The sequence below is a fragment of the Brucella daejeonensis genome, from assembly GCF_014199265.1.
GTDB classification, from domain to species: Bacteria; Pseudomonadota; Alphaproteobacteria; order Rhizobiales; family Rhizobiaceae; genus Brucella; species Brucella daejeonensis.
Genome location: NZ_JACIJG010000001.1, coordinates 107,224 through 133,136 on the forward strand (window position 1 = coordinate 107,224; position 25,913 = coordinate 133,136).

A 25,913-nucleotide genomic window follows, 5' to 3' on the forward strand; every position below is an offset into this window, starting at 1 on the left:
ATCATCCCGTCAAAGGGAACCTGTGCTTGCACTCGCGCATTTGTTGCGTGAGGGGCTTACCTCCGAAAGGGAGGCAGCGAGACAAGTGATGAACGATCTTGAACAGCGGCGTGTATTGGTGGTCGAAGACGAGATTTTCGTCGCGCTGGACGTCGCCGCGACTGTTGAGGACGCGAACGGGACCGTCCTCGGTCCCGTCGGCACCGTGCGGCAGGCAATCGATCTCATCAACTGCAATGACGTCGACGCCGCCATTCTGGACGTGAACCTTGCTGATGGCGATGTGGAAGCGGTGCTGGACAGGCTGAAGAGCCGCAATGTCTTCGTGGTCATCCATGCCGGCGGCGAACTGCCCGCCCATCTGGCCGCCCGCTATCCGGGAATGCCGGTATTCCTGAAGCCGATCCCGCCATCCGTGCTGACGCGTACGCTCGTTTCCGCGCTTTCGCCGCAAATGAGCTGACAGTCGATGCGGCCGAAGTTTCCCGATTTTGCCAGCGTGCTGAATGAGGTCGAAGCCGATGCCGGCCGTACGGAAGAGATCCACCGCCCGCAATTCGGCCTGGCTTCCGCCGTCTTTTCCGCCGGTCTCGGCGATGCGCCGGACGCGCCGCGCCACACCGAAAATCTCGAGGCCCTGTTCGATGTCGAGCCTGCCGCCGCCGGGGCGACGCTGCCGGAAGCCGAAGCAGAACGACAGGCCATAACCCGGCGGATGCAGAACCAGTCGCCGGACGCGATTGGCGGTGAACTTGCCCTCAGGCCGGGCCTGAAGCGCGCTGAAATTCAGCGCTTGCGCCGCCGCTTTGCCGCAGAAAACCACCCCGATCGCCTGCCGCAGGAATTCCGTGCGGCTGCGGAACAGCGGATGAAAACGGCGAACGCCCTGCTCGACGCCGCCATGGCCGCCGCTTCATCCTGACGCGAAGCAATTTCATTACGTTTGAAGTGCGAAATCTTTTGCATTATAACGGCGACATGCTAGGTTGGCTTGTCTGTGCCTGCGAAAGCTGTCGCACGCCGGAACCTTTTCCGTTGTCCGCAACCTGCAAACGGCCTCGCTCCCCCCCGGTTATATGGGGTAATATGGGACAAGATGGGGCAATTTGCGCTTTGCCCGGCACAGCGGTTCTGCCATACCGTCACGAGACCAGAATAGTTCCTAAAAGGTTTGAAAATGCCTCCTTATCGTTCGCGTACTACCACCCACGGCCGCAATATGGCTGGCGCGCGCGGCCTATGGCGCGCCACCGGCATGAAGGATGAGGATTTCGGCAAGCCCATTATCGCCGTGGTGAACTCGTTCACGCAGTTCGTGCCGGGCCATGTGCATCTGAAAGACCTTGGCCAGCTTGTCGCGCGCGAGATCGAACGCGCTGGCGGCGTCGCCAAGGAATTCAACACGATTGCGGTCGATGACGGCATCGCCATGGGCCACGACGGAATGCTCTATTCGCTGCCGTCGCGCGAACTGATCGCCGACTCGGTCGAATATATGGTCAATGCCCATTGCGCCGATGCGATGGTGTGCATTTCCAATTGCGACAAGATCACGCCGGGCATGTTGATGGCGTCGCTGCGCCTGAATATCCCGGTCGTCTTCGTTTCCGGCGGACCGATGGAAGCGGGCAAGGTCGTCTGGGACGATGAGGTCAAAAAACTCGACCTCGTGGATGCGATGGTCGCCGCCGCCGACGATCATTACAGCGACGACCAGGTCAAGGCCATCGAGCGTTCCGCCTGCCCGACCTGCGGTTCGTGCTCGGGCATGTTCACGGCCAATTCGATGAACTGCCTCACCGAGGCGCTCGGCCTGTCGCTGCCCGGCAATGGCTCGACGCTTGCAACGCATGCCGACCGCAAGCGCCTGTTTGTCGAAGCCGGTCATCTGGCTGTCGATCTGGCGCGCCGCTATTACGAACAGGACGATGAAAGCGTGCTGCCGCGCTCGATTGCTACCTTTGCGGCCTTTGAAAACGCCATGACACTCGACATCGCCATGGGCGGCTCGACCAATACGGTCCTGCACCTGCTCGCCGCGGCGCAGGAGGCGGAGATCGATTTCACCATGGCCGATATCGACCGCCTGTCGCGCCGCGTGCCGGTGCTGTGCAAGGTCGCGCCTGCGGTGAGCACGGTTCACATGGAAGATGTGCACCATGCGGGCGGCATCATGGGCATTCTGGGCCAATTGGACAAAGCAGGCCTGCTGACCACCGATATTCCGACCATTCACAGTGAAACGCTGGGCAAGGCGCTCGACCATTGGGACGTGACACGCACGACCAGCGACATGGTGCACAAGTTCTACAGCGCTGCCCCCGGCGGCGTGCCGACGCAGGAAGCCTTCAGCCAGGATCGCCGCTTTGACAGCGTCGATACCGACCGCGAAAAGGGCGTCATCCGCTCGAAGGAACACGCATTCAGCCAAGATGGTGGTCTGGCGGTGCTTTACGGCAATCTGGCCGAAGACGGCTGCATCGTGAAAACGGCGGGCGTGGACGATTCGATTCTAAAGTTCTCCGGCCCGGCGCGCATCTTTGAAAGCCAGGATTCTGCCGTGCTCGGCATTTTGAACGGCAAGATCAAGGCTGGCGACATCGTGCTGATCCGCTATGAAGGCCCGCGCGGCGGCCCCGGCATGCAGGAAATGCTCTATCCGACCAGCTATCTGAAGTCGAAGGGGCTGGGCAAGGCCTGCGCGCTGATCACCGATGGTCGCTTCTCTGGCGGTTCTTCCGGCCTTTCCATCGGTCACGTCTCGCCGGAAGCAGCCGAAGGCGGCACGATCGGTCTGGTGCGCGAAGGCGATATCATCGACATCGACATCCCGAACCGCAAGATCCACCTCGCCGTGGACGATGCAACGCTGGCCGAACGCCGCGCCGAGCAGGACGCAACCGGCTGGAAGCCAGTCGAGGAACGCAAGCGCAAGGTTTCCACCGCGCTGAAGGCCTATGCCTCGATGGCGACCAGCGCCGCCAAGGGCGCGGTCAGAAAACTGCCGGATTGATTTCGGAAGAAAAGCAAAAGTCCCGCACATGCGGGGCTTTTTCATTTTAAGGTCGATTTATTTCTGAAGCGCTTTCGCTACTGCAGGCATCAGATCGTCACGCACCGATTGTGCGGTAAACGGGCCGACATGCTTGTAGACGATCTTGCCGGTCTGATCGACGAGGAAGGTTTCCGGCACGCCGTAGACGCCCCATTCGATGGCTGAGCGTCCGGCTCGGTCGGCGCCGACAGCGGCAAAGGGATTGCCAAGCTCGCCGAGAAAGCGGCGGGCATTTTCCGGCTTGTCCTTGTAATTGAGACCGACCAGGCGAATGCGCTCGTCCTTGGCGATTTCCATCAAAAGCGGATGCTCCTGACGGCAGGGAACGCACCACGATCCCCAGACATTGACCAGCGTCAGCTTGCCCTTAAAGTCAGCGCTGTTAAGGCCGGGAACGGGTGCGCCATCGCGCACCAGCCCTTCAACGGGTGGCAAAACGGTTTCGGGAGCCTGCTTGCCGATCAGCGCCGAAGGTATCGTGGAAACGTCGCGGCCAGACAGAAGCTGCACGGCGAAAACCGCAGCAAGCGCGACAAAAATCGCCAGCGGCAGCAATGCGACCCATGTTGCGCGTTTCTTTGGCGCGGCCTGATGTTCACTCATTGCAGGGACCCGGACGGTTTTGCCGAGCGGCGGCGCACGCCTTGTGCCTCAAGCCGCTTCAGTTCGCTTTTCTGGATACGCTGATCGATCAATATCCAGCCGATAGCGACGGCCAGAACCGCAATGGTGATGCCGTAGGAAGCGAGAACGAAACCGAGATGGTTGCTCATAGAGCGCCCTCCTTCGCCTGCTTGGCGCGGTTGCGGTCAGCGTTGCGCGCGGCGAGCTTTTTCATCGAAGCCACGCGCCTGCGCCAGATTTCATTGCGCATCGCCATCATATGCAGCGTAAAGAACAGAAGCGTGAAGCCGATAGCCATCACGAAGAGCGGACGCAGCATGGAAGCGTCGATGGTCGGCCCGCCCATGCGGAAGACCGAGGCCGGCTGATGCAGCGTGTTCCACCAGTCGACCGAGAACTTGATGATCGGAATATTGACGAAACCGACCAGCGTCAGCACGGCCACCGGCTTGGCGCTTCTGGCCGGATCATCCATGGCGCGCGAAAGCGCGAGAATGCCGAGATACATCAGGAACAGCACGAAAACCGAGGTAAGCCGCGCATCCCACACCCACCATGTGCCCCACATCGGCTTGCCCCAGAGCGAGCCGGTGGCGAGCGCCAGCGCGGTAAAAACGGCGCCAAGCGGCGCGGCAGCGCGGATCGAGACATCGGCCAGCGGGTGCCGCCAGACCAGCGTGCCCAGCGCCGAAACCGCCATGATCGAATAGCACATCATGGAAAGCCATGCGAAAGGCACATGGATATACATGATACGCACGGTCAGCCCCTGCTGGTAATCGTCCGGCGACCCAAAAACCATGACAAGACCTGCAACCAGAAACAGGACGGAAAGCCCGGCCAGCCATGGCAGAATCCTGCCCGCAAGCGCAAGGAAGCGCGTGGGATTGGCCAGATCGAGCCAGCCTGCTGTTTTCGAGGTCACTCTATTCATGGGTCTATATGTATCATCCCTCATGTCCGGTGCAATCGACCGCGATCATATGCGTCAATCTGCCGAGCTTTTCAGTGCAGCGCTGGCGGCCAACGGTCCCAATACGGCAAAAAACAGGGTCAATGCCGCCAAAATAAGAAATGGGGCCAGAAAGGGCGCATTGTCTGCCGTCGCCCCGTGCGAAGCCGATACGCCGAAAATGAGCACCGGAATGGTGAGCGGCAGCACGATCACCGACACGAGCAATCCGCCGCGCGGCAGGGCAACGGCCAGAGCCGCCCCGACCGCGCCGATAAAGGCAATGGCCGGCGTACCGACCAGCAGCGTCAGCGATGTCGCGCCAATGGCCTGCGCATCCATATTCATGAACAGGCCGAGCATCGGCGATGCGACCACCAGCGGCAGCACGCTTGCCACCCAATGGGCGACGCATTTGATGAAAACCGTGAAGGCCAGCATGTGCCTGTCCGCACCGATCAGCAAGAGATCGAGCGAACCATCCTCCCGGTCGGCCTGAAACAGCCGGTCAAGACCGAGCAGCGTCGCGAGCAATGCGCCGATCCACAACATGGCCGGGCCGATCCGCGCCAGAAGTTTCAGATCGGGGCCGACGCCAAAGGGCATTACGGAAATGACAGCGAGAAAGAACAATATGCCGATCAGCGCGCCGCCGCCGGCGCGGAAACTGAGGCGCAAATCGCGTAAGAACAGCGCCAGCATCAGGCAACCTCAAGCGCATGTGCCGACATATCCAGCGTCTTGACGCCTTCAAGACCGAGAGGAATATGCGTCGCCGCCACGATCAGCCCACCCTCGCGCATATGGCCCCGCATGAGTTCTGCGAAACGGGCTTCGGAAGCCTTGTCGAGACCGGCGGTCGGCTCGTCCACGATCCAGAGCGGGCGATGGCTGACCAACAGCTTTGCAATGGAAACACGGCGCTTCTGCCCGGTCGAAAGATAGCCGAAAGGCAGATGCTCCACGCCCGGCAGATCGACCGCTTCCAGCGCCTCGTCGATATCGAGCGCTGCCGCTCCGTTGAAATTCTGCCAGAACAGGAGATTCTCGCGCACGCTCAGGACCGGCTTCATCGCGTTTTGATGGCCGAGATAATGGCAGGCTGCGCGGACCGGCAGCGAAGCGTCCCCGTCATGCAGCGCGACCCGGCCCGCTTCCGGTTGCAAAAGGCCGCAGATGATTCGAAGCAGGGTGGATTTGCCGGAGCCGTTCGGCCCCGTCACCACCAGCGCTTCACCGCTGCCGAGGCCAAAGGACAGATCGGCGAAAATCGTATCGCCCCCCCGTTCACCCGCCAGATTTTCGGCCTCAAGCCGCATATTTTCTCCCCCGGCCCGCTCCGGAACCTTCAGTAACGGGCCATGCGAAAGCATCGCAACATTTCGCCGCAATCAGTCCGATTCACAATATTCTGTCTGGAATCGTTTTAGAAAACTCTCTATATGAGAGCTACCATGCCAGCGGTCGGCGTGGAAACCATTTTTGGCCGATCTCAACCTGTTACCCGTGAATGTAACCTTCAGGGATGCAGGCATCGGGACGGACAGCGGAAATGACTGCACCCGCACCTTTGAGCCACGTCCTTGAAACGTGAGCTCAGTGTCTGAATCAAAAAGCGGCAGGCCGCGGCGAAAATGATGATTGATCTGAGTACCGGAGCGGAGTGTACTTCTGAGTACATGAGCACCGGAGCGCAGGAAATTACCATTTGCAGACCGGCATAGCGGCTTTTGGAACAGACACTTAGGCGTTCGTCTCGCGGTTTTCGGCCGACAGCATAAGGACGGATGCAGTGTCGCACATCGACAGCTTTAAATGCCGCAAAACCCTCACCGTAGGGGGCAAGGATTATGTCTATTACAGCCTGACCGAAGCCGAAAAGAACGGCCTCGAAGGCGTTTCCAAGCTTCCATTCTCCATGAAGGTTCTTCTGGAAAACCTGCTCCGCTTCGAGGACGACCGCTCCGTCAAGAAGTCGGACATCGAAGCCGTTGCCAAATGGCTCAACGACCGCGGCAGCGCGGGCGCTGAAATCGCCTATCGCCCGGCCCGCGTGCTGATGCAGGACTTCACCGGCGTTCCCGCCGTTGTCGATCTGGCAGCCATGCGCGACGGCCTCAAGGCACTCGGCGGCGACCCGGAAAAGATCAATCCGCTGGTTCCCGTCGATCTCGTGATCGACCACTCGGTCATCGTTGACGAATTCGGCAATCCGAGCGCCTTCAAGGCCAATGTGGACCTCGAATACCAGCGCAACGGCGAACGCTACCGCTTCCTGAAGTGGGGCCAGCAGGCATTCAAGAACTTCCGCGTCGTTCCGCCCGGCACCGGTATCTGCCATCAGGTGAACCTCGAATATCTGGCGCAGGCCGTCTGGACCAAGGAAGAAGACGGCGCAACCGTCGCTTACCCCGACACCTGCGTCGGCACCGACAGCCACACCACCATGGTCAACGGCCTTGGCGTTCTGGGCTGGGGCGTTGGCGGCATTGAAGCTGAAGCGGCCATGCTCGGCCAGCCGGTTTCCATGCTTCTGCCGGAAGTCATCGGATTCCGCCTGACCGGCAAGATCAAGGAAGGCGTGACCGCGACCGACCTCGTTCTCACCGTCACGCAGATGCTGCGCAAGAAGGGCGTTGTCGGCAAGTTCGTCGAATTCTTCGGCGAAGGTCTCGAAAACATGACGCTCGCCGACCGCGCAACCATCGCCAATATGGGCCCGGAATATGGCGCGACCTGCGGCTTCTTCCCGGTCGACCGCGAAACCCTCAACTACATGAATACCACGGGCCGCGACGAACATCGCCTCGAACTGGTCGAAGCTTACTGCCGCGCGCAGGGCATGTGGCGTGACAAGGGCGCCGCCGATCCGGTCTTCACCGATGTGCTCGAGCTTGACATGGGCGACGTCGTTCCGTCGATGGCCGGTCCGAAGCGCCCGGAAGGCCGCATCGCGCTGGAAGACATCGCATCCGGTTTCGCGACCTCGCTCGAAAACGAGTACAAGAAGACCACCGGCCAGACCGCACGCTACGCCGTCGAAGGCGAAGATTACGATCTGGGCCATGGCGATGTGGCGATTGCCGCCATCACGTCCTGCACCAACACCTCGAACCCGAGCGTGCTGATTGCAGCTGGCCTTCTGGCTCGCAACGCCGTTGCCAAGGGCCTGAAGACCAAGCCATGGGTCAAGACCTCGCTTGCTCCCGGCTCTCAGGTTGTTGCCGCCTATCTTGAATCCGCTGGCCTCCAGAAGGATCTCGATGCGCTCGGCTTCAACCTCGTCGGCTTCGGCTGCACGACCTGCATCGGCAATTCCGGCCCGCTTCCGGCACCTATTTCCAAGACGATCAACGAAAAGGGCCTGATCGCGGCTGCCGTTCTGTCCGGCAACCGTAACTTCGAAGGCCGCGTTTCGCCGGATGTGCAGGCAAACTATCTTGCCTCGCCGCCGCTGGTCGTTGCCCACGCGCTTGCTGGCACCGTCACCAAGGATCTCACCAAGGAACCGCTCGGCGAAGACCAGAACGGCAATCCGGTGTACCTCCGCGACATCTGGCCTTCCGCCCAGGAAATCCAGGACTTCATCGCCAAGAACGTGACGCGCAAGATTTTCTCGGAAAAATATGCCGACGTGTTCAAGGGCGACGCCAACTGGCAGGCCGTTCAGGTTCCCGCCGGTCAGACCTATGCATGGGACGACGATTCGACCTATGTGCAGAACCCGCCTTACTTCGTCGGCATGGGCAAGTCGGCCGGCACGATCGGCGACGTCAAGGGTGCCCGCATTCTGGGCCTCTTCGGCGACAAGATCACCACCGACCACATCTCGCCCGCCGGTTCCATCAAGGCACAGTCGCCGGCTGGCAAGTACCTCATCGACCATGGCGTCGGCATTGCCGACTTCAACCAGTACGGTACGCGTCGCGGCAACCATGAAGTGATGATGCGCGGCACTTTCGCAAACATCCGTATCCGCAACCACATGCTGGGCGAAAACGGACGCGAAGGCGGCTACACCATCCACTATCCGTCGAAGGAAGAAATGTCGATCTACGACGCGGCCATGGAATACAAGGCCGAAAGCGTGCCGCTGGTCGTCTTCGCGGGCGTCGAATACGGCAACGGTTCGTCGCGCGACTGGGCTGCCAAGGGCACCAACCTGCTCGGCGTCAAGGCCGTGATCGCACAGTCCTTCGAGCGTATCCACCGCTCCAACCTCGTCGGCATGGGCATTGTGCCTTTCGTCTTCGAGGAAGGCACGAGCTGGCAGACGCTGGGTCTCAAGGGCGACGAAGTGGTCTCCATCGAAGGTCTGGCCGATGTGCGTCCGCGCCAGAAGGTCGAAGCTTCGGTCACTTTTGCCGATGGTTCGGTGAAGAAGGTGCCGCTCATCTGCCGTATCGATACGCTGGACGAGCTCGACTACATGAAGAACGGCGGCATCCTGCAAACCGTTCTGCGCGATCTGGCCGCCTAATCGGTCGTAAGGTCAAAATGAAAGCCGCCGGAGCAATCCGGCGGCTTTTTTGTTCTGCATCGGACACGAGGATGGGAGCCTGAATAAAAAAGCGTCATGTGTGTGCGAAAATGGTGATTTTCGAGTACCGGAGCGGAGTGTACTTTTGGGTACATGAGCACCGGAACGCAGACAAATTGCCATTTGCAGCCACACAGGACGACTTTTGGAACAGGCTCTCACTGCAACGTGAATTCCCATTGATTATAGAACTCCATACATAATAGATGTCAGCGACAATTATTGCGGGATGAAACGAAGTGATTTTGCAGGCCCCATTTTGCGGGACAGGTCCGTGGCTTACAGGCGAGCATTTGCCCGGCTGGCGGAATGTCTGCGCTGTTCTGGGGCTGGCCTTCACCGGCTGTGTCTCCATGCAGGGACTGGCGAGGGCGCAGGACACCGGCCAGAAGACCACCGTGCTGGAACTTTATACCAGCCAGGGCTGCAAGTCCTGCCCCAAGGCCGACAGGAATCTGGCCGGCCTTGCCGACGATCCCAACGTGCTCGCCCTGTCTTTCCACGTCAATTACTGGGATTATCTGGGGTGGCGCGATACGCTGGCCACCCAGGACAATACCGACCGGCAGAACGCCTATCGCAATTCGTTCAAGGCCAAGATGATCTATACGCCGCAGGCAGTGATCAACGGCATGGCGGAAGTGAACGGGCGCGACGATGCCGCGATCCGCTCGCAGATCGCGGCCAACAAGCTCAACGTGCCGGTTTCCATCACGCAACTGGACGACGGACGTCTGTCGGTCGAGATCGGCGCGGGCGAGAAGCCCAAGGCGCCGGTGCATGTCGTCCTGTTCTATTTCCGCGATTCCGTGACCATACCGATCACCGATGGTGAGAATGCCGGTAAAGCCGTCACCTATCGCAACACGGTGAACGACATCGATACGATTGGCATGTGGGACGGCAGGCCGCTCAGGATCGAGCTTCCGGCCTCCGAACTGAAACGCAAGGATGTTTCGGGTTGCGCGGTGGTGCTTCAGGAAACGCGTGACGACAATTCGCTCGGCCCCATGCATGGCGCGGGCATGTTCAAACAGAAAAAACCGATTGGACTCTGACTTTTCGGGACGCGCTCCAGCACGGCTTGGGCAGAAGTCTGGATGGGGGGCGCTGCTCAATCACCAGCGCTGCCGGCGGAGGTTGGTTCGGTTCGGGCAGTCCTTTGGGCGGGGGGCTTGGGGTCGGACATACCCGAACCGAACCGTCTCAGGCAACATGTAGATGCTGAAGCCATAATCAGGCTGGAATGCGAAGCTGACAAGGCGAAAATGTGGCAGGCAATCACCATTGAGAACATACATTCTCTTTTCGTGAATTGCTAATATCCAACTTATTGGGAGGCAGTTATCCAGGTTTTCGCGCAGAAGTGAAAGGCGCTCACCCGGCTGCTCTTGAATTTGTTTCACAAAAGCATCACCCTGTTGTCATGTGCCGGTTCAGTTCGCCGCTTCGCCATGCCGATACATGGTCGACAACGGTGCTGACGACAGGGACGAACGCCCGGAACCGGTCTTCGCAACTTTTCCGAATGCGCCGGCGCGCATTCCGATCCGAAGCCGAAAGGAAGGACATGGATACTTCAAGCGCAGCGAATGAAGATTTGCCATCCCCTTCTCCCTCGTCCGCTTCGCCAAAGGTCATCCCCCTCGACCGCGCGAAACCGGCTCCCGTCAGCTTCAACCGGCATGAACTCGGCAAGATCCTCAATATTTATGGCCGCATGGTCGCCTCCGGCGCGTGGCGCGACTATGCCATCGATCATCTTGGCGACCGCGCCGTATTCTCCGTTTTCCGTCGCGCAAGCGAGGTGCCGCTGTTCCGCATCGAGAAGAACCCGAAACTCGCGCAGAAACAGGGCGCCTATTCGGTGATTGCCGCAAGCGGCCTGATCATGAAGCGCGGCCATGAACTGGAGCGCGTGCTGCGCGTGTTCGACAAGAGCCTGAAACTGGTCGAAAGCTGACCCTTCGAGACGCCGTTTTCAACGGCTCCTCAGGATGAGGGGAGCGTAAGCGGCGGCGTACCCGGCTCCATGGAGCGTCCGCCGTTGAGCGGGAGCTGCATCAGCACCGTATCGAGCCAGCGTCCGTGCTTGAAACCCGACCCCTCGATGCGTCCGCAATGCGCGAAGCCAAGGCTTTCGTGCAGCCTGACCGAACCGATATTCTGTTCGCCGTCACCGATCACCGCCAGCAATTGACGGAAGCCCAGCGCCGTCACCCGCTCGATAAGCTCGCGCAGCAAAAGCTTGCCGATGCCCTTTCCCTTGGCCTCGGGCGCGATATAGATCGAATCCTCCGCCAGCCAGCGGTAAGCGGGCCTGGCCCGGAAATAGCTCGCATAGGCATAGCCCAGAACCCTGCCCTCCTCCTCGGCGACGAGGATCGGAAATCCCTGTTCGACAAAATCGCGAAAGCGCTGCCGCATGGCGTCCAGCGTCGGCGGTTCGATCTCGTAGGAACCCGCGCCGGTCAGAACGGCGTCGGTATAGATGGCGGTTATGGTGTCGATATCGGCAGGGGAAAAATCACGAATGACGGGCATGTGGGAACCGCGGAAGAATGTTGGACAGGTCCTCAACATGCATCAGGAATGGCCCGGACAAAAGCAAAAAGGGCAGCGTTTCCGCTGCCCTTTCGTCGAAGTCCAATCTGCCGACTATTCGCGGTTGCCCATGAATTGCAGCAGGAACATGAACATGTTGATGAAGTCGAGATAGAGACGCAGGGCGCCCATCACGATCTTGCGGCCCTGCGTGTCCGAAGCATCGCCTTCGTAGTACATTTCCTTGATCGACTGCGTGTCGTAGGCGGTAAGGCCCGCGAAGATCAGTACGCCGATCACGGAGATCGCGAATTGCAGCGCGGTCGAGCCGAGGAAGATGTTGACGACCGATGCCAGGATCAGGCCGAACAGGCCCATGATCAGGAACGAGCCCATGGCGGACAGGTCGCGCTTGGTCGTGTAGCCATAGAGCGACAGCGCGCCGAAGGAGGCCGCCGTCACGAAGAAGGTGCGCACGACGCTCTGGCCGGTGAAGACGAGGAAGATCGACGACAGCGACAGGCCAACGAGAGCCGCATAGCCCCAGAAGACGGCGTTAGCGGTCGAGACCGCCATGCGCTCGATGCGGAAGCTGAGGAAGAACACTGCCGCCAGCGGCGCGAGCATCACCACCCAGCGAAGCGGGGACGTGTAGAGCGCGACGCCAAGGCCGGTGAGCATCTTGCCATTGGGAAGCTGGGCCACCGCCGCGGACGGGTCCGTGGTCGTTGCAAGCGCTGCAACCGCGAGAGCGGCGAGGCCGGTCACGACCAGGCCGATAGCCATCATGTTGTAGACGCCCAGCATATAGCTGCGCAGGCCCTGATCGATGCCTGCATCGGCGCGAGCGCCGCCTACCGGCCTCTGCTGCGCCTGAATATTGCGAAAGTCAGCCATGACTCAAATCCTTTTGCCATGTCCCGTCCGGTGTCGGGGCGTTCCCGAAGTCGGACCGCCGCCAGGCGCCGCTGGCGGGACTCCAGCATGCCTGCCTGACATTATGGGGATTTCGGCCCTCTCGTACAAGTACCACCTTTAAAAAAACGTGATGCCCCGGACGAGAAAACGGACCGCCATTTTTCAAGCGATCCAATGGCTTACCCCTTTTATATGACGCACGATTACAAATCGTTCATATTGTCCTGAGCACCTGAGCGGGCTTCTGGCCCAGAACGCGCCATGTGCCCGCCAGACCGAAGCCAACGGTCAGCACCAGCGCGATGCCGACCGTCATCAGCGCCACATCGGGCAGGAAGCCCGCTTTCAGCTTCATGATCTGCGCCACGACATACCAGCCCGCCACGCTGCCCGCGACCAGCGCGAAAATCGCGGTGGCAAGGCCAAGCAGCATATATTCAAGCACATAGGCCGTAATCAGCGTGCTGCGCGTGGCGCCCAGCGTCTTCAGCACCACCGCATCGTGGACGCGGGCGCGGTTGCCCGCCGCAAGCGCCCCGCCCAGCACCAGAACCGAAGCGGCAAGCGCGATGGACGCCGCCGCGCGGATGGCGACGCCAAGCTGTCCGATAAGGTCGTTCGCCACATTGAGCGCATCGGTCACACTGACCGTGGTGACGGCGGGCCATGTCTTCGTGACCTGCCGCAACACGTCGGAAGCGAGGTTCTTCTCCGCATCGGGAATGGTCAGCGTCGCCAGCCATGTCGCGGGCGCACCGGCAAAGGTGTTGGGCGAAAACACCATGACGAAATTCATCGCCAGCGTTTCCCACTGCAATTGCCGGAAGCTTGCGATCCTCGCGGTGATATTGCGGCCGAGCACATTGACCGTCACCGTATCGCCGAGCTTCAGGCCCAGTTCCTTGCCCTCGCGTTCGGCAAAGGACACCAGCGGTTCGCCACCATAACCTGCGGGCCACCATTCGCCTTCCGTCAGCGTCGAATTTTCCGGCACGCTGTCGGCAAAGGTGATGCCGCGATCGCCGCGCAGCACCCACGCCGCTTCCGGCGGGATGGTCATGTCGCGCACATTGCGGCCGTTGAAGGCCACGATGCGTCCGCGCAGCATCGGGCCGGAGGTGAGCTTGCCGTCGGGGACGATGCCGCTGACCAGCCTGGTGAAATCGCCGATGTCTCGGTTCTGGATATCGACGAAGAAAAAGTCCGGCGCCTGCGCCGGAATGTTTTCCGTCACCTGACGGCGCAGATTGCCGTCGATCAGCGCAATCGCCACCATCAGCGTGAGGCCGAGGCCGAGCGACAGCACCACCGAGGGCGTGAGCGCGCCGGGGCGATGGATATTGCCGAGCGCAAGCCTGAGCGCCGTCGAGCGGACACGCGGCGCGCGGCGGGCAAGCCAGCGAATGCCGTCGGCGACAAGCCGCAGCACGCCGAATGCCGCGATGGCCGAAACGATGAAAATGGCGGCGATGCGCCGGTCATAGGCCACATAGAGCGCCAGCGCGGCAAGCGCCGCAATCAGCAGGACCGCAAGTCCCAGATAAAGCAGGGCCGGCCAGCCGCGCTGTTCAAAACCCTGTTCGCGAAAAAGCGCGGTTGCCGGGATGTCACGGGCGCGGCCCAGCGGAATGATCGCAAAGGCGAGCGTGGTGATAAGGCCGAACACGGCGGCAAGCGCCAATGCCGCAGGAAAGAAGCCGCCATCGGCAACCGGCAGATAATTGGCAAGCGCCAGCGCCGCCGCGTAAGGAATGATCATCGCCAGAAACAGACCGATGACGATGCCGATGAAGCCGATCACCATGATCTGCACCAGATAGACCAGCACGGCGAAACGCGCGGGCGCGCCGAGCGACTTGAAGGTCGCGATCACCCCGCGCTTGCCGTCGAGATAGGCGCGCACCGCATTGGCGACACCGACGCCGCCGACGATCAGGGCCGTCAGCCCCACCAGCGTCAGGAATTGAGAAAAGCGTTCGATATTGGCGCTGAGCGCCGGGGCGGCATTGCTGCGCGAGCGGATGTTCCAGCCCGCATCGGGAAAATCGGCGGCAGCCTGCCGCCTGACGTCGGCGATTGCCGAATCCGGCGCTCCACCGGCAAGAGCGACCTTGTAGATATGATGAACCAGACTTCCGGGCTGGATCAGGCCGGAAGCGCGCAAGGCCTCGAGCGAAACCAGAAAGCGCGGCGCGAAATTGAACCCGGACGACAGCAGGTCCGGCTCGCTTTCGATCAGCGCGCGCAACTCGAAGGTTTCAGACCCGAGCAGCACTTTTGCGCCGAGCGACAAGCCCATGCGATCCAGAAAATCCCGCGTCACGGCGGCACCGTAGGCACCGGCCCTTTCGCCGGTCATGTCGGCCAGCGACTGCTGCGGCGAGACTTTCACCGTACCGTAAAGCGGATAGGCGGCATCGACCGCCTTCACCTCGACCAGCGACTGGTCGGAACCATCCGGTATACGCGCCATGGAGCGCATGGTGGCGCTTTCCGCCAGCCTGCCGCGATTCTCGATGAAGGCGCGTTCTTCCCGTGTTGCCTCGCGCTGGTTGAGCGCGAAGCTGACATCGCCGCCGAGAATGCTCTGGCCTTCCGCCGCGATGCCGGTGCTGACCGAGCGCGCCACCGAATTGACGCCGCCGATTGCCGCGACGCCAAGCGCGATACAGGCGAGGAAAATATAAAAACCGGAAAGCCCGCCGCGCATTTCGCGAAGGGCAAAGCGGAGGGCGAGCGCCATGGATTTCGTGAAACTCATGCTTTCGCCGCCAGATTTTCCGGGATGACGGCGCCGCCCGCAGGCTCCTCGATCCGGCCCGAGCGTACCGGGATTTCGATGTCGCAGCGCGCCGCGAGCGCCGGGTCATGCGTGACGAGCACCATGGTCAGGCCGTTCTCGCGCTGCTTGGCGAACAGGAGATCGGCGATCTGGCGACCCGTCGCCGTGTCGAGATTGCCGGTCGGTTCATCCGCGATCAGGATTTTCGGGCTTGGCGCAAGGGCGCGGGCGATCGCCACGCGCTGCTGTTCGCCGCCGGAAAGCTCGGACGGATAATGGGTAAGGCGCTCGCCCAGGCCCACCGCGCGCAATTCGCGCTCCGCCACCTCGAAAGCGTCCCTGCGTCCGCCAAGCTCAAGCGGCACGGCGACATTTTCCAGCGCCGTCATATTGGGAATGAGGTGGAAGGACTGGAACACGATGCCGATATTGGCGCCCCGGAAAGCTGCGGCCCGATCCTCGCCCATGCGGCTGATCGTTTCTCCCGCGATCTTCACGGTTCCGTGATCGACATGCTCCAGACCGGCCAGAACCATCAGCAGCGTGGACTTGCCGGAACCGGACGGACCGACGACGCCGACCGACTGGCCCTGCGCGATATGGAGCGACACGCCCTTGAGCACATGCACCGAGGAAGCGGCGTGGCCAAGCGTCAGGTGAACGTTTTCAAGTTCGATAATCGGGCCAACAACCTGTTCCGTCACGCGGTTTTTATCCTATATGAATCTTTAGAATTCAGAAGCGCGCCACAAATTTGAACTTATGTTGCGCCAATTATTGAAGAGAAGTCCGGCGGGGCCATTTGCCCGCAGCCCCTCAAATATGGGTTTTCGACGATGCGTTTCAAACTCTCAATTCCGGTCTGGCTCCCAGTTTTTGCGGTGATCGCATCTTTTATGGCGGCAAGTGTCGCCACGGGAGCGCGCGCGCAGGAGGATCCGACCGGCCTCGAAGACGCACTGCCGACCGAACAGCTGTCGCAGATCAGGATCGTCGGCTTCGGCGACAGCCTGATGGCGGGCTATCTGCTGCCGTCCAATGCCGCCTTTCCGCAGCAGCTTGAAAAGGCGCTCAACGACAAGGGCGTTGAGGTTTCCATCGAGAATGCGGGCGTTTCGGGCGACACGACGACCGGCGGGCTTTCGCGTATCGACTGGTCGATCCCGGACGGCACCGATCTGGTAATCCTCGAACTGGGCGCCAATGACGCGCTACGCGGCATCGAACCCGACATCACCGAAAAGAACCTCGACGAGATGCTGGCGCGGCTTAAAGCGCGCGGCATTTCGGTCATTCTCGCCGGCATGATGGCCCCGCCCAATATGGGCAAGGACTATGCCGACCGGTTCAACCCGATCTACCCCAGGCTGGCGCAGAAATACCGTGTGCCGCTCTACCCGTTTTTCCTCGACGGCGTAGCAACCAGGAAGGAGCTTCTGCTCGAGGACGGAATGCACCCCAATGAAAAAGGCGTCGAAGCGATGGTGGCAAAATTTATGCCCACTATCGAAAAAAGCCTGCAACACATGCAAAACAAGGGGACATCGGGAGGCTGACGCCTGTCGGGGGACATAAACAGCTTGCCCCCGGTAGCAAACTTTGATTCGCTGGAGTTGCATCAACTTGACCGAATCAATTTCGATCAGGTGCGATGCACTGACTCTCTAGGCTAGAGTGTCCTTCATGCATCCTTTGGATGCCCGGCGCTCTGGCATGGAACGCTTCGAGGAGGATGCCTTATGCCGCGTCTTTTCACTGCCCTCGAAATCCCGCGCGACGCCGCGCTTTCGCTCTCGTTGTTGCGAGGCGGTCTCCCCGGCGCACGCTGGATCGATGTCGAAAACTACCACATAACCCTGCGTTTTATCGGAGATGTGGAAGGCCATGTGGCCGACGAGGTCGCCAATGCGCTCGATCGCGTGCGGCGGCCGGAATTCACGCTCAACCTTTCGGGTGTCAATGCTTTCGGCTCCAAGAAGCCGCACAGTATCTATGCGGGTGTATCCCCCTCGCCTGAACTCAACGCATTGCAGGCGGAAATCGACCGCATCTGCCAGAGGCTTCACATTCCCGCCGACCCGCGCAAGTTCACGCCCCATGTGACGCTGGCGCGGCTGAGAAACGCCCGCATCGACGATGTGGCGCGCTATCTTTCCTCGCGCGGCAATTTCGCGACGCTGCCCTTCAAGGTGGGGCGGTTCGTGCTGATGTCGTCACGCGATTCGGTGGGCGGCGGACCCTATATCGTCGAGGAAGCCTGGCCTCTGGTCTCCGTTGCCCGCACCGGCCAGAACTGGTCGGCCAGCGCGTTGGAAGCTGCCAGAACCATCCGGTAGACAAGCTCGAAATCCCCGGTGTCGCCGAAAAAGGGATCGGGGATTTCAACCGGCTTCCCCTCGGCCACTTCCGTGAACAGCCCGATATGGCTGGTTGCGTTGCCCGGTTTGCGCCGGGCGATCATGCGCATATTGTCATGATCCATTCCGAGAATCAGATCGAAACGGGTAAAATCGGCCGCGACAAGCTGGCGGCAGCGTTGTGCGGAAATATCGAGACCGTTCTGCGCGGCAACCCGAATGGAGCGTCCGTCCGGTTCCTGTCCGGTATGGTAGCCATTGGTCCCCGCAGAATCGACCAGCACATGGCGGACGCCGCGCTTTTCCAGCACATGACCCATCACGCCTTCGGCAAGCGGAGAACGGCAGATATTTCCTGCACAGACGAAAAGAATGCTGATCGGGACCAAGTGTCTGCTCCAAAAGTCGCCATGCCGGTCTGCAAATGGCAGGTTGTTTCAGGAACAGCAAACATAGGCGAAAGACGCCGGCGCGCAACCGGCTGACAGAAGATAGATGGGCGCGCGCGGGATGAATCGCCCGGCCTCATGTCAGAGCTTTGAGATATAGACGTATATTTTCCGCCGGTCATAATTGAAACTTCCGTCCGGGTTGCGGCTCCCATAGGGAAGGACGCGGGTCAGGTCGATGCGGTCCTGCCAGTTCTGGCCAAGCTTGCCGCCCTGCACGCCCCGGACATGCACGTCGCCCAGCGAAATAGCGGCATGGAAAATATGCCCGGCCTGCACGTCGTAGAAGCCGATCGCTTTGCCGAAAGGCAGCGCCGAATAGCCGTTCCACTGCTCGCCGGCCCTGAAATTCAGGATCGGTATCCAGTTCTGGCGCGACGTGCCGCGCAGCGTGTTGAGCGAGATTCCGGCGCCGAACAGAAACCTCAGATAGACCGCCACGTCGTAGCAGCCGATGTCGAACAGATCGACCGAGATATGATCGTCTTCGGTCCGGGCGGCCAGAAGCTGGTTGCCGCGAAACAGCCGCGTTGAACGGTCGCTGCGGATAAAATTCTCCCCATAGCCGGTCAAATGCATCAAAACCTCCAATCAGTCAGCACTGCCCATTCTGCAATGGGCCGTCGCGCGCCCGAACCGCTTCGGAAGCGATCCGGTCGAATCCGTATTCTGGGGATTTGATGGGAGCGTTGTAGCTGATGGTTCTCGCAGGATAGGGCCATGGGAAATGGAACCGGACTTGCAAGAAAGGCGCAACCTCCCCATTTTTAACCGGTCAGGGCCCGCATTCGAGAAACCGGCGAGAAACCGGCGAGAAATCGGGACGACAGGAGTTGAACGAGAATGGATGACGTCAGAATCGGTGAAATCCTCGAACCCGGCAGCGAAAGCGAATTCAGGAAGCGCAGCGAGCGGGTGAAGAACGGTTTCTGGAAAGCCACGCGCCGCGCCGGGCGCATGGTGCCGTTCATGGACGAGGTGATCGCGGCTTATTACTGCGCGCTCGACCGGAAGACGCCGACGCGCGTGCGCATGACGCTGATGGCCGCACTTGCCTATTTCGTCCTGCCCTTCGACGCCATTCCCGATCTTCTGGCCGGCATCGGGTTCACCGACGACGTTGCCGTGCTGATGGCCGCGCTCACCGCGGTGCGCACCCATATCACGCCCGCGCACCGGCTCGCCGCGCGACAGGCGCTGGAGGATAAGGGAGTAAGGGAGTAAGGGAGTAAGGGAGTAAGGGAGTAAGGGAGTAAGGGAGTAAGGGAGTAAGGGAGTAAGGGAGTAGAATTACTTATTCTCGATCAAGGCAAATATTTTACTTGCCTTGTCCACCACTTGCCCGCACCCTATTCCCCTATTCCCCTATTCCCCTATTCCCCTAACACACCGCCTTACTCACGCCGCTTTCTTTTAATTCAACTCAAACCAAGGGATGGCGGGGCGACTGAGCTTCTCATTCAAGTTTTCTTTCGAAACTTCACCGTTTGGTAACCCAGATTAAGGCAATTTAATCGGCAACTGAGCGGGACGGCGCGATGAGCGGCGGCATCCCGATATTCAAGTTTGAAGCAAACGAAAGAGAACCGGTAAAAACCAATGCTTGGAAAATCGATCGTCGCAGCTTCGGTGTTCACGATTGCAATGGCGGGCTCGGCGCTCGCCCAGACACCGAGCCAGATAAAGCAGTTCGACGCATGGGGCGCCTATAGCTACCAGTCGGGCAACGGCAAGGTCTGTTACGTTCTCTCCGTACCGACCGAGAAGGCCCCGGCCAATGTCGATCACGGCGACAATTTCTTCCTCGTGAGCCAGAAGCCCGGGCAGAATATTTCGTTCGAACCGCAGTTCATGGCAGGCTACGACCTCAATACCAATGCCAAGGTCGTCGTCACCATCGGCAACCGCAGCTTCAACATGTTCGTCAACGGCAAATCCGGCTGGATGGAAAACGCAGCCGAGGAGCCGCAGCTCGTCGCGGCCATGCGCGGCGGTTCCGACATGAAGGTGCAGGCCCAGTCGAAGCGCGGCACCAAGACCAGTTACACCTATTCGCTGAAGGGCATTTCGGCGGCGCTTGCCGCGATCCAGAAGTGCAAATAATCCAGCCGATCGGACGGATTGCAAAGCCGGGCGCAAAGCCCGGCTTTTTCTTTTGCATGACGAATGCCATTTTCTATGCTATGAGCGCGCCCAAATGGGGTTATGCAGCCCGTATATCCATACAATTGACAGGTTTTTGGCGCGCTTTATCGCGGTCGCCCTTCCTTTGAGTAGTTGAAAACAGATGTCCATTTCGTTCGACCTTACCATTGACGACACGCGCGACCAGCTTGCCCGCCATGCGCGCGCCAGCCTGGAACAAAAGCCGTCGCTGATCGGCATGTCGCGCGAGGAAATGGCCGAAGCGCTGGTCAAGGCCGGTGTGCCGGAACGTCAGGTAAAAATGCGCATCAGCCAGCTCTGGCACTGGCTCTATGTGCGCGGCGTTTCCGATTTTGCCGACATGCGCAACATCTCCAAGGATCTGCGTGGCCTTCTGGCCGAGCAGTTCACCATTGCGCGGCCCGAAGTGGTCGAGGAACAGATTTCGCAGGACGGCACCCGCAAATGGCTGTTCCGCTTTCCGCCGCGCGGCGCGGGCCGCCCGGTCGAGATCGAAAGCGTCTACATCCCCGAGGAAGGCCGCGGCACGCTGTGCGTTTCCTCTCAGGTTGGCTGCACGCTCACCTGCTCCTTCTGCCATACCGGTACGCAAAAGCTGGTGCGCAACCTCACGTCGGAAGAAATTCTGGCGCAGCTTCTGACCGCACGCGACCGGCTTGGCGATTTCCCGGACAAGGACACGCCCGACGGCGCCATGGTGCCCACCGAGGGCCGCAAGATCACCAATATCGTGATGATGGGCATGGGCGAGCCGCTCTATAATTTCGAGGAAGTCAAAAAAGCGCTGCTGATCGCCTCCGATGGCGACGGGCTTTCCCTGTCGAAGAGGCGCATCACGCTTTCGACCTCGGGCGTCGTGCCGGAAATCTATCGCACCGGCGAGGAAATCGGCGTCATGCTCGCCATTTCGCTCCATGCCGTGCGCGACGAACTGCGCGACATTCTGGTGCCGATCAACAAGAAATATCCGCTGGCTGAGCTTATCAAGGCCTGCCGCGAATATCCCGGCCTGTCGAACGCCAAGCGCATCACCTTCGAATATGTGATGCTGAAGGACATCAACGACAGTCTGGAAGACGCCAAGCTTCTGGTCAAAACCTTGCAGGGCATTCCGGCCAAGATCAACCTGATTCCGTTCAACCCATGGCCCGGCACCAATTACCAGTGTTCGGACTGGGAGCAGATCGAACGCTTTGCCGATTATGTCAATGCTGCCGGTTATGCCTCGCCGATCCGCACGCCGCGCGGTCGCGACATTCTCGCGGCCTGCGGCCAGTTGAAATCGGAATCCGAACGCCTGCGCAAAAGCGAGCGTCTGGCGCTTGAAGCCATGATGATCGCCGGACACGGCGAATAAGGACGAGCGAACGATGACGGATGGCTGGGATTATATTTTCAGGCTGTTGCGTATCCTGTTCGGTATTGTCATCGCCTTCTGGATCGGGACCACATTTTTCGTCGCCCTGAACCTGTCTTCGGACTTGAGCGGGCTGGAACCGCATAATCCCGATTTTACCCGCCCGTTCACAATTGTCGCCGTTCTGTTCGCCACGCCGTTCACGGCGATTGCGGTTGGGAAATTTGCGATATTTCCCATGCTGCTTGCCGTGGTTTTAAGCGAGATTGCAGCCAGGCGCGATGCGTTCTTCCATATGCTCGCCGGTGTTGGCATGGGCATTCTTCTGATCGCCTATGGCGCGTCGCAGAACCTGCCGTTCGCCGGAGACCTGTTTCGCTGCCTCGTGGTGGTTTGTTCCTGCATCGTCGGCATGCTGATTTACTGGCTCATCGCAGGCCGTGACGCCGGACGATTTATCAACCGCCCGGCAGCCTGATTTTACTTTGCCTGCGCGGTGATGATCTTCAGCGCGAAGGCCGAGAACACGCCTGCGAAAAGCCAGTCCACGATCCGCGTCACTGTCGGGTTTTTCTTCAAAAGCCCGGCGAACTTGTCAGCCGCCACCACCATCGGAATGGTGAAGGGCAGCGCCATCGGGATGAAGGACAGGCCGAGGAAGAACAGTTTTCCCATGGCATGTGGATCGTGCGCCGAGACGAATTGCGGCAGGAAGGTCATGTTGAACAGGATGATCTTCGGATTGAGCAGGTTGATGCCAAGTCCCGTCGCCCAGTTCTGGAACAATGTGTGTTTCCTGCCGCCGTTCTTTTCCGGCGAAAAAGCCGATCCCTTGCGGATGGCCTGCACGGCAAGCCAGACGAGATAACCCGCGCCTACGACCTTCAGCACGGTAAACGCCGTCGGAGAGGCGATAATCAGCGCGGACAGGCCGAGCGCCACCATGGTGGTATGGATGACGATGCCGGTGCTGGCGCCCGCCATGCAGGCAAAGCCCGCAGCCTTTCCTTCGGAAAGCGCGCGCCCCACGAACAGCGTCATGTCGGGGCCGGGCGTGATGGAAAGGATCGCGGTTGCTATCGCGAACTGGACAAAGATCGTCCATTCGGGAATGAAGGTCAGGTTTGTCAGAAAAGACATCGAAATGTGCTCCAAGAGATGGCGCACGCTAGAATAAAATCTTTCCAATTGAAACTGGCCAACGCTCGAATGGAGACAGAAATGCTGCTGATCGTCGGGACCGTCCGCCTGCCGCCGGAAAACCTCGCAAAAGCGCGCAGCGCCATGCAGCGCATGATTGCGGCAAGCCGCGCCGAGGACGGTTGCGTGGACTATGGCTATGCCGAAGACATTCTCGAACCGGGGCTTGTCCATGTGAAGGAAATTTGGCGCGACCGCGCTTCGCTCGACCGGCATTTCGCTTCCGCCCATATTGCCGAATGGCGCGCGGCCTGGCCTGCACTTGGCATCCACGACCGCAATCTCGTTGTTTATGAAGTCGGCGAAGCGCAGGCTACGTGATACCGCATCAGTTTTCGCGATAAGTCGCAGCCCTTCGGCTTGCGTGGCGCTTGGCAACTGATAAAAGAACTACGGACAAATTTTGGGCGCCGCTCTGGAGCGCCCGACGAGACGGAAGTTTATTATGAGCAAGCTGAAAGACGTCAAGAAAGTCGTTCTCGCCTATTCGGGCGGACTCGACACCTCGATCATCCTGAAATGGCTCCAGACGGAGCTGGGCGCGGAAGTCGTGACCTTCACCGCCGATCTCGGCCAGGGCGAGGAACTTGAACCGGCACGCAAGAAAGCGGAAATGCTGGGCATCAAGGAAATATTCGTCGAGGACGTGCGCGAAGAATTCGTGCGCGATTTCGTCTTCCCGATGTTCCGCGCCAATGCCGTCTATGAAGGCGTCTATCTGCTCGGCACGTCGATTGCCCGTCCGCTGATCTCCAAGCATCTGATCGAGATCGCGAAAAAGACCGGCGCCGACGCCATCGCCCACGGCGCGACCGGCAAGGGCAACGATCAGGTTCGCTTCGAGCTTTCGGCCTATGCGTTGAACCCGGACATCAAGATCATCGCTCCGTGGCGCGACTGGTCGTTCAAGAGCCGTACGCAGCTTCTCGAATTCGCCGAACAACACCAGATTCCGGTCGCCAAGGACAAGAAGGGCGAAGCGCCGTTCTCCGTCGACGCCAATCTTCTGCACTCCTCGTCCGAGGGCAAGGTTCTGGAAGATCCAGCCGAAGCCGCGCCCGAATATGTGCATATGCGCACCATTTCGCCGGAAACCGCTCCCGACAAGGCCACGATCATCAAGATCGGTTTTGAAAAGGGCGATGCCGTTTCGATCAATGGCGAGCGTCTGTCGCCTGCGACCCTGCTTGCCAAGCTCAACGACTATGGCCGCGACAACGGCATCGGCCGTCTCGACCTCGTGGAAAACCGTTTCGTGGGCATGAAATCGCGCGGCGTCTATGAAACGCCGGGCGGCACGATCCTGCTCGCTGCGCACCGCGCCATCGAATCGATCACGCTCGACCGCGGTGCCGCGCACCTCAAGGACGAATTGATGCCGCGTTATGCGGAGCTGATCTATTACGGCTTCTGGTTCTCGCCAGAACGCGAAATGCTGCAAGCCGCAATCGATCACAGCCAGCGCCATGTCGAAGGCGAAGTCACGCTCAAGCTCTACAAGGGCAATGTGATGGTGACCGGCCGCGAATCGCCGAAGTCGCTCTATTCCGACAAGCTCGTCACCTTCGAGGACGATCAGGGTGCTTACGACCAGAAGGACGCCGCAGGCTTCATCAAGCTCAACGCGCTGCGCCTGCGCACGCTGGCCGCGCGCGACCGCAAATAAGCCTGACTGGAGAAGGTCAAGCACCCTCGTCCTTCGAGGCTCGCTTCGCTCGCACCTCAGGATGAGGGTTACTGCAAGCGCTGCCGCCCTTCACCTCATGGTGAGGTGCGAATGATCCCTGAGCCTGGCGAAGGGGAAATGAGCCTCGAACCACGAAGGTGAAGGGTTCGGAACAGCCAAAAAGTGAAACGCCCTCCTCATCGGAGGGCGTTTTTCTTTGCTCAGGCTGCGTGTCTGATGCCCGCCAGCATCTTTTCCTCGCCTGGACGCAAGGTCAGCACACGCACGCCGTTCGACGTGACCGCCACCGTATGCTCGAATTGCGCCGACAGTTTTCCGTCACGCGTCACCACCGTCCAGCCGTCCTTTTCCTGCTTCACCTTGGCTGTGCCCTGATTGAGCATCGGCTCGATGGTGAAAACCATGCCCTCGCGCAGGCGGACGCCAGTACCCGGCTTGCCGAAATGCAGAACCTGCGGCTCCTCATGCATCTCGCGCCCGATGCCATGGCCGCAATAATCGCGCACCACGCTATAATCGTGTCGCTTGGCATGACGCTCGATGGCATGGCCGATATCGCCCAGCGTCGCGCCGGGACGCACGGCGGCAATCCCCTTCCACAGCGCCTCATAGGTCACGCGCACCAGACGCGAGGCAAACGGCGCGACCTCGCCGATCATGTAGGTCTTGCTGGAATCGGCAATATAGCCATCCTTCTCCAGCGTGATGTCGAAATTGATGATCTCGCCATTGCCGATGATGTCGTCTTGCGACGGCATTCCATGGCAGACGACCTCGTTCCGCGAACAATTCAGCACATAAGGATAGTCATACTGCCCCTTGCTGGCAGGCCGCGCCTGCAATTCGCGCGTGATAAAATCCTCAACCAGATCGTTGACCTGCATCGTGGTCATTCCGGCAAGCGGCGTACGGTCCAAAAGCGTGAAGACGGAGGCGAGCAATGCGCCCGAAGCCGCCATCTTTTCCAGTTCGGCGGGTGTCTTGGTCATGACGGTCGCACCGGCATGGCGGGCAATTCGACCTGCGCGGCGCGCAGTTGCATCTGTACGATCTCGTTGAAGGTCATGTCGGGATGGGCCTGCGCCAGCATACCGATCTTCATCCAGTATTCGGCCTGTGCATTGATCGAACGGCACATGACGTCGCTCGCCTTGCGCAGTTCCTCATGCAGCTCGTCGCCGATCTTCACGATTCCCATGATATACACCATATACGAAACATATACGCTTCATATATAATTTTCATTTCCGGATTGCAATCGCTTCTTCCGCTTGACTCTCGG

Annotated in this window: 28 protein-coding genes; 14 read left to right on the forward strand and 14 right to left on the reverse strand. The window is 60.1% G+C overall.

What is annotated here, in order from left to right:
* Positions 1-88: 88 nt before the first annotated feature.
* The 3 genes from FHS76_RS00490 (at position 89) to ilvD (ending at position 3,013) form a co-directional block, all read left to right on the forward strand.
* Positions 89-463: a response regulator gene (locus tag FHS76_RS00490; RefSeq protein ID WP_183646495.1), complete on the forward strand. Its 375-nt coding sequence runs from the start codon at positions 89-91 to the stop codon at positions 461-463.
* 6 nt (positions 464-469) lie between these two features.
* Entirely contained in the window at positions 470-922 is a 453-nt protein-coding gene (locus FHS76_RS00495) for a molecular chaperone DnaJ (RefSeq protein WP_183646498.1), read from the forward strand.
* Positions 923-1,177: 255 nt separating this feature from the next.
* Positions 1,178-3,013 (forward strand): dihydroxy-acid dehydratase, encoded by a 1,836-nt coding sequence (ilvD, locus tag FHS76_RS00500; protein ID WP_183646501.1) that lies wholly within the window; start codon positions 1,178-1,180, stop codon positions 3,011-3,013.
* A gap of 57 nt (positions 3,014-3,070) precedes the next feature.
* Here the strand turns inward: ilvD and FHS76_RS00505 are convergent, their stop codons facing one another.
* Genes FHS76_RS00505 through ccmA form a run of 5 tightly spaced genes read right to left on the reverse strand, consistent with a single transcriptional unit; the run spans position 3,071 to position 5,950 of the window.
* Positions 3,071-3,658, reverse strand: a complete 588-nt coding sequence (locus FHS76_RS00505; RefSeq protein WP_183646504.1) for a DsbE family thiol:disulfide interchange protein — start codon at positions 3,656-3,658, stop codon at positions 3,071-3,073.
* Positions 3,655-3,828: a heme exporter protein CcmD gene (gene ccmD, locus FHS76_RS00510; RefSeq protein WP_183646507.1), complete on the reverse strand. Its 174-nt coding sequence runs from the start codon at positions 3,826-3,828 to the stop codon at positions 3,655-3,657. Before ccmD ends, FHS76_RS00505 begins: the two co-directional genes overlap by 4 nt.
* Positions 3,825-4,613, reverse strand: coding sequence for a heme ABC transporter permease (locus FHS76_RS00515; protein ID WP_183646510.1), 789 nt, complete (start codon positions 4,611-4,613; stop codon positions 3,825-3,827). Before FHS76_RS00515 ends, ccmD begins: the two co-directional genes overlap by 4 nt.
* 54 nt (positions 4,614-4,667) lie before the next feature.
* Positions 4,668-5,333, reverse strand: a complete 666-nt coding sequence (gene ccmB, locus FHS76_RS00520; RefSeq protein WP_183646513.1) for a heme exporter protein CcmB — start codon at positions 5,331-5,333, stop codon at positions 4,668-4,670.
* A complete protein-coding gene (ccmA, locus tag FHS76_RS00525; RefSeq protein ID WP_183646516.1) occupies positions 5,333-5,950 on the reverse strand; it encodes a heme ABC exporter ATP-binding protein CcmA in 618 nt (205 codons plus the stop codon). Before ccmA ends, ccmB begins: the two co-directional genes overlap by 1 nt.
* Before the next feature lie 473 nt (positions 5,951-6,423).
* On the opposite strand from ccmA, the gene acnA reads away from it, so the two are divergent.
* The 3 genes from acnA (at position 6,424) to FHS76_RS00540 (ending at position 11,134) form a co-directional block, all read left to right on the forward strand.
* Positions 6,424-9,111: an aconitate hydratase AcnA gene (gene acnA, locus FHS76_RS00530; protein ID WP_183646521.1), complete on the forward strand. Its 2,688-nt coding sequence runs from the start codon at positions 6,424-6,426 to the stop codon at positions 9,109-9,111.
* A gap of 383 nt (positions 9,112-9,494) precedes the next feature.
* Positions 9,495-10,229 (forward strand): DUF1223 domain-containing protein, encoded by a 735-nt coding sequence (locus FHS76_RS00535; RefSeq protein ID WP_183647440.1) that lies wholly within the window; start codon positions 9,495-9,497, stop codon positions 10,227-10,229.
* A 512-nt stretch (positions 10,230-10,741) separates the two neighbouring features.
* Positions 10,742-11,134: a DUF2794 domain-containing protein gene (locus FHS76_RS00540; protein ID WP_183646523.1), complete on the forward strand. Its 393-nt coding sequence runs from the start codon at positions 10,742-10,744 to the stop codon at positions 11,132-11,134.
* 29 nt (positions 11,135-11,163) lie between these two features.
* Here FHS76_RS00540 and FHS76_RS00545 read toward each other — a convergent pair whose 3' ends face one another.
* From FHS76_RS00545 to FHS76_RS00560, 4 genes are all read right to left on the reverse strand, one after another.
* Positions 11,164-11,715 carry a GNAT family N-acetyltransferase gene (locus tag FHS76_RS00545; protein ID WP_183646526.1) on the reverse strand — a complete coding sequence of 184 codons (552 nt, stop codon included), beginning with the start codon at positions 11,713-11,715 and terminating at the stop codon, positions 11,164-11,166.
* Between the two features lie 114 nt (positions 11,716-11,829).
* Positions 11,830-12,612, reverse strand: coding sequence for a Bax inhibitor-1/YccA family protein (locus tag FHS76_RS00550; RefSeq protein WP_183646529.1), 783 nt, complete (start codon positions 12,610-12,612; stop codon positions 11,830-11,832).
* Between the two features lie 235 nt (positions 12,613-12,847).
* Positions 12,848-15,394 carry an ABC transporter permease gene (locus tag FHS76_RS00555; RefSeq protein WP_183646533.1) on the reverse strand — a complete coding sequence of 849 codons (2,547 nt, stop codon included), beginning with the start codon at positions 15,392-15,394 and terminating at the stop codon, positions 12,848-12,850.
* Complete coding sequence (locus FHS76_RS00560; RefSeq protein ID WP_183646536.1) at positions 15,391-16,119, reverse strand: ABC transporter ATP-binding protein; 729 nt, start codon at positions 16,117-16,119, stop codon at positions 15,391-15,393. The genes FHS76_RS00555 and FHS76_RS00560 overlap by 4 nt, the downstream gene beginning before the upstream one ends.
* Positions 16,120-16,251: 132 nt before the next feature.
* On the opposite strand from FHS76_RS00560, the gene FHS76_RS00565 reads away from it, so the two are divergent.
* Positions 16,252-16,971 carry an arylesterase gene (locus tag FHS76_RS00565; protein ID WP_183646538.1) on the forward strand — a complete coding sequence of 240 codons (720 nt, stop codon included), beginning with the start codon at positions 16,252-16,254 and terminating at the stop codon, positions 16,969-16,971.
* 183 nt (positions 16,972-17,154) lie between these two features.
* Complete coding sequence (gene thpR, locus FHS76_RS00570) at positions 17,155-17,751, forward strand: RNA 2',3'-cyclic phosphodiesterase (RefSeq protein ID WP_183646540.1); 597 nt, start codon at positions 17,155-17,157, stop codon at positions 17,749-17,751.
* On the opposite strand, the gene FHS76_RS00575 is transcribed toward thpR, so the two are convergent.
* Both FHS76_RS00575 and FHS76_RS00580 read right to left on the reverse strand, forming a co-directional pair.
* Positions 17,655-18,161 carry a low molecular weight protein-tyrosine-phosphatase gene (locus FHS76_RS00575; RefSeq protein WP_235992522.1) on the reverse strand — a complete coding sequence of 169 codons (507 nt, stop codon included), beginning with the start codon at positions 18,159-18,161 and terminating at the stop codon, positions 17,655-17,657. The two genes, thpR and FHS76_RS00575, sit on opposite strands and share 97 nt — an antisense overlap.
* 141 nt (positions 18,162-18,302) lie before the next feature.
* Positions 18,303-18,800, reverse strand: a complete 498-nt coding sequence (locus FHS76_RS00580; RefSeq protein ID WP_235992523.1) for a hypothetical protein — start codon at positions 18,798-18,800, stop codon at positions 18,303-18,305.
* A gap of 264 nt (positions 18,801-19,064) precedes the next feature.
* Between FHS76_RS00580 and FHS76_RS00585 the strand changes: the two genes are divergently transcribed.
* The 4 genes from FHS76_RS00585 (at position 19,065) to FHS76_RS00600 (ending at position 22,222) form a co-directional block, all read left to right on the forward strand.
* Entirely contained in the window at positions 19,065-19,445 is a 381-nt protein-coding gene (locus FHS76_RS00585) for a YkvA family protein (protein WP_183646547.1), read from the forward strand.
* Positions 19,446-19,820: 375 nt separating this feature from the next.
* Complete coding sequence (locus tag FHS76_RS00590) at positions 19,821-20,324, forward strand: invasion associated locus B family protein (RefSeq protein WP_183646550.1); 504 nt, start codon at positions 19,821-19,823, stop codon at positions 20,322-20,324.
* Positions 20,325-20,508: 184 nt separating this feature from the next.
* Complete coding sequence (rlmN, locus tag FHS76_RS00595) at positions 20,509-21,744, forward strand: 23S rRNA (adenine(2503)-C(2))-methyltransferase RlmN (RefSeq protein ID WP_183646553.1); 1,236 nt, start codon at positions 20,509-20,511, stop codon at positions 21,742-21,744.
* A gap of 13 nt (positions 21,745-21,757) precedes the next feature.
* Entirely contained in the window at positions 21,758-22,222 is a 465-nt protein-coding gene (locus tag FHS76_RS00600) for a hypothetical protein (RefSeq protein WP_183646556.1), read from the forward strand.
* 2 nt (positions 22,223-22,224) lie between these two features.
* On the opposite strand, the gene FHS76_RS00605 is transcribed toward FHS76_RS00600, so the two are convergent.
* Positions 22,225-22,884 carry a LysE family translocator gene (locus FHS76_RS00605; RefSeq protein WP_183646558.1) on the reverse strand — a complete coding sequence of 220 codons (660 nt, stop codon included), beginning with the start codon at positions 22,882-22,884 and terminating at the stop codon, positions 22,225-22,227.
* An 81-nt stretch (positions 22,885-22,965) separates the two neighbouring features.
* Between FHS76_RS00605 and FHS76_RS00610 the strand changes: the two genes are divergently transcribed.
* Entirely contained in the window at positions 22,966-23,265 is a 300-nt protein-coding gene (locus FHS76_RS00610) for a putative quinol monooxygenase (RefSeq protein WP_183646560.1), read from the forward strand.
* 124 nt (positions 23,266-23,389) lie between these two features.
* The gene (locus tag FHS76_RS00615) at positions 23,390-24,610 is read left to right on the forward strand and encodes an argininosuccinate synthase (RefSeq protein ID WP_183646561.1); all 1,221 of its coding nucleotides are present in this window, start codon (positions 23,390-23,392) and stop codon (positions 24,608-24,610) included.
* A 221-nt stretch (positions 24,611-24,831) separates the two neighbouring features.
* Here the strand turns inward: FHS76_RS00615 and map are convergent, their stop codons facing one another.
* Complete coding sequence (gene map, locus FHS76_RS00620; RefSeq protein ID WP_183646563.1) at positions 24,832-25,620, reverse strand: type I methionyl aminopeptidase; 789 nt, start codon at positions 25,618-25,620, stop codon at positions 24,832-24,834.
* Positions 25,617-25,829, reverse strand: a complete 213-nt coding sequence (locus FHS76_RS00625; RefSeq protein ID WP_183646565.1) for a ParD-like family protein — start codon at positions 25,827-25,829, stop codon at positions 25,617-25,619. Before FHS76_RS00625 ends, map begins: the two co-directional genes overlap by 4 nt.
* Between the last annotated feature and the right edge of the window lie 84 nt (positions 25,830-25,913).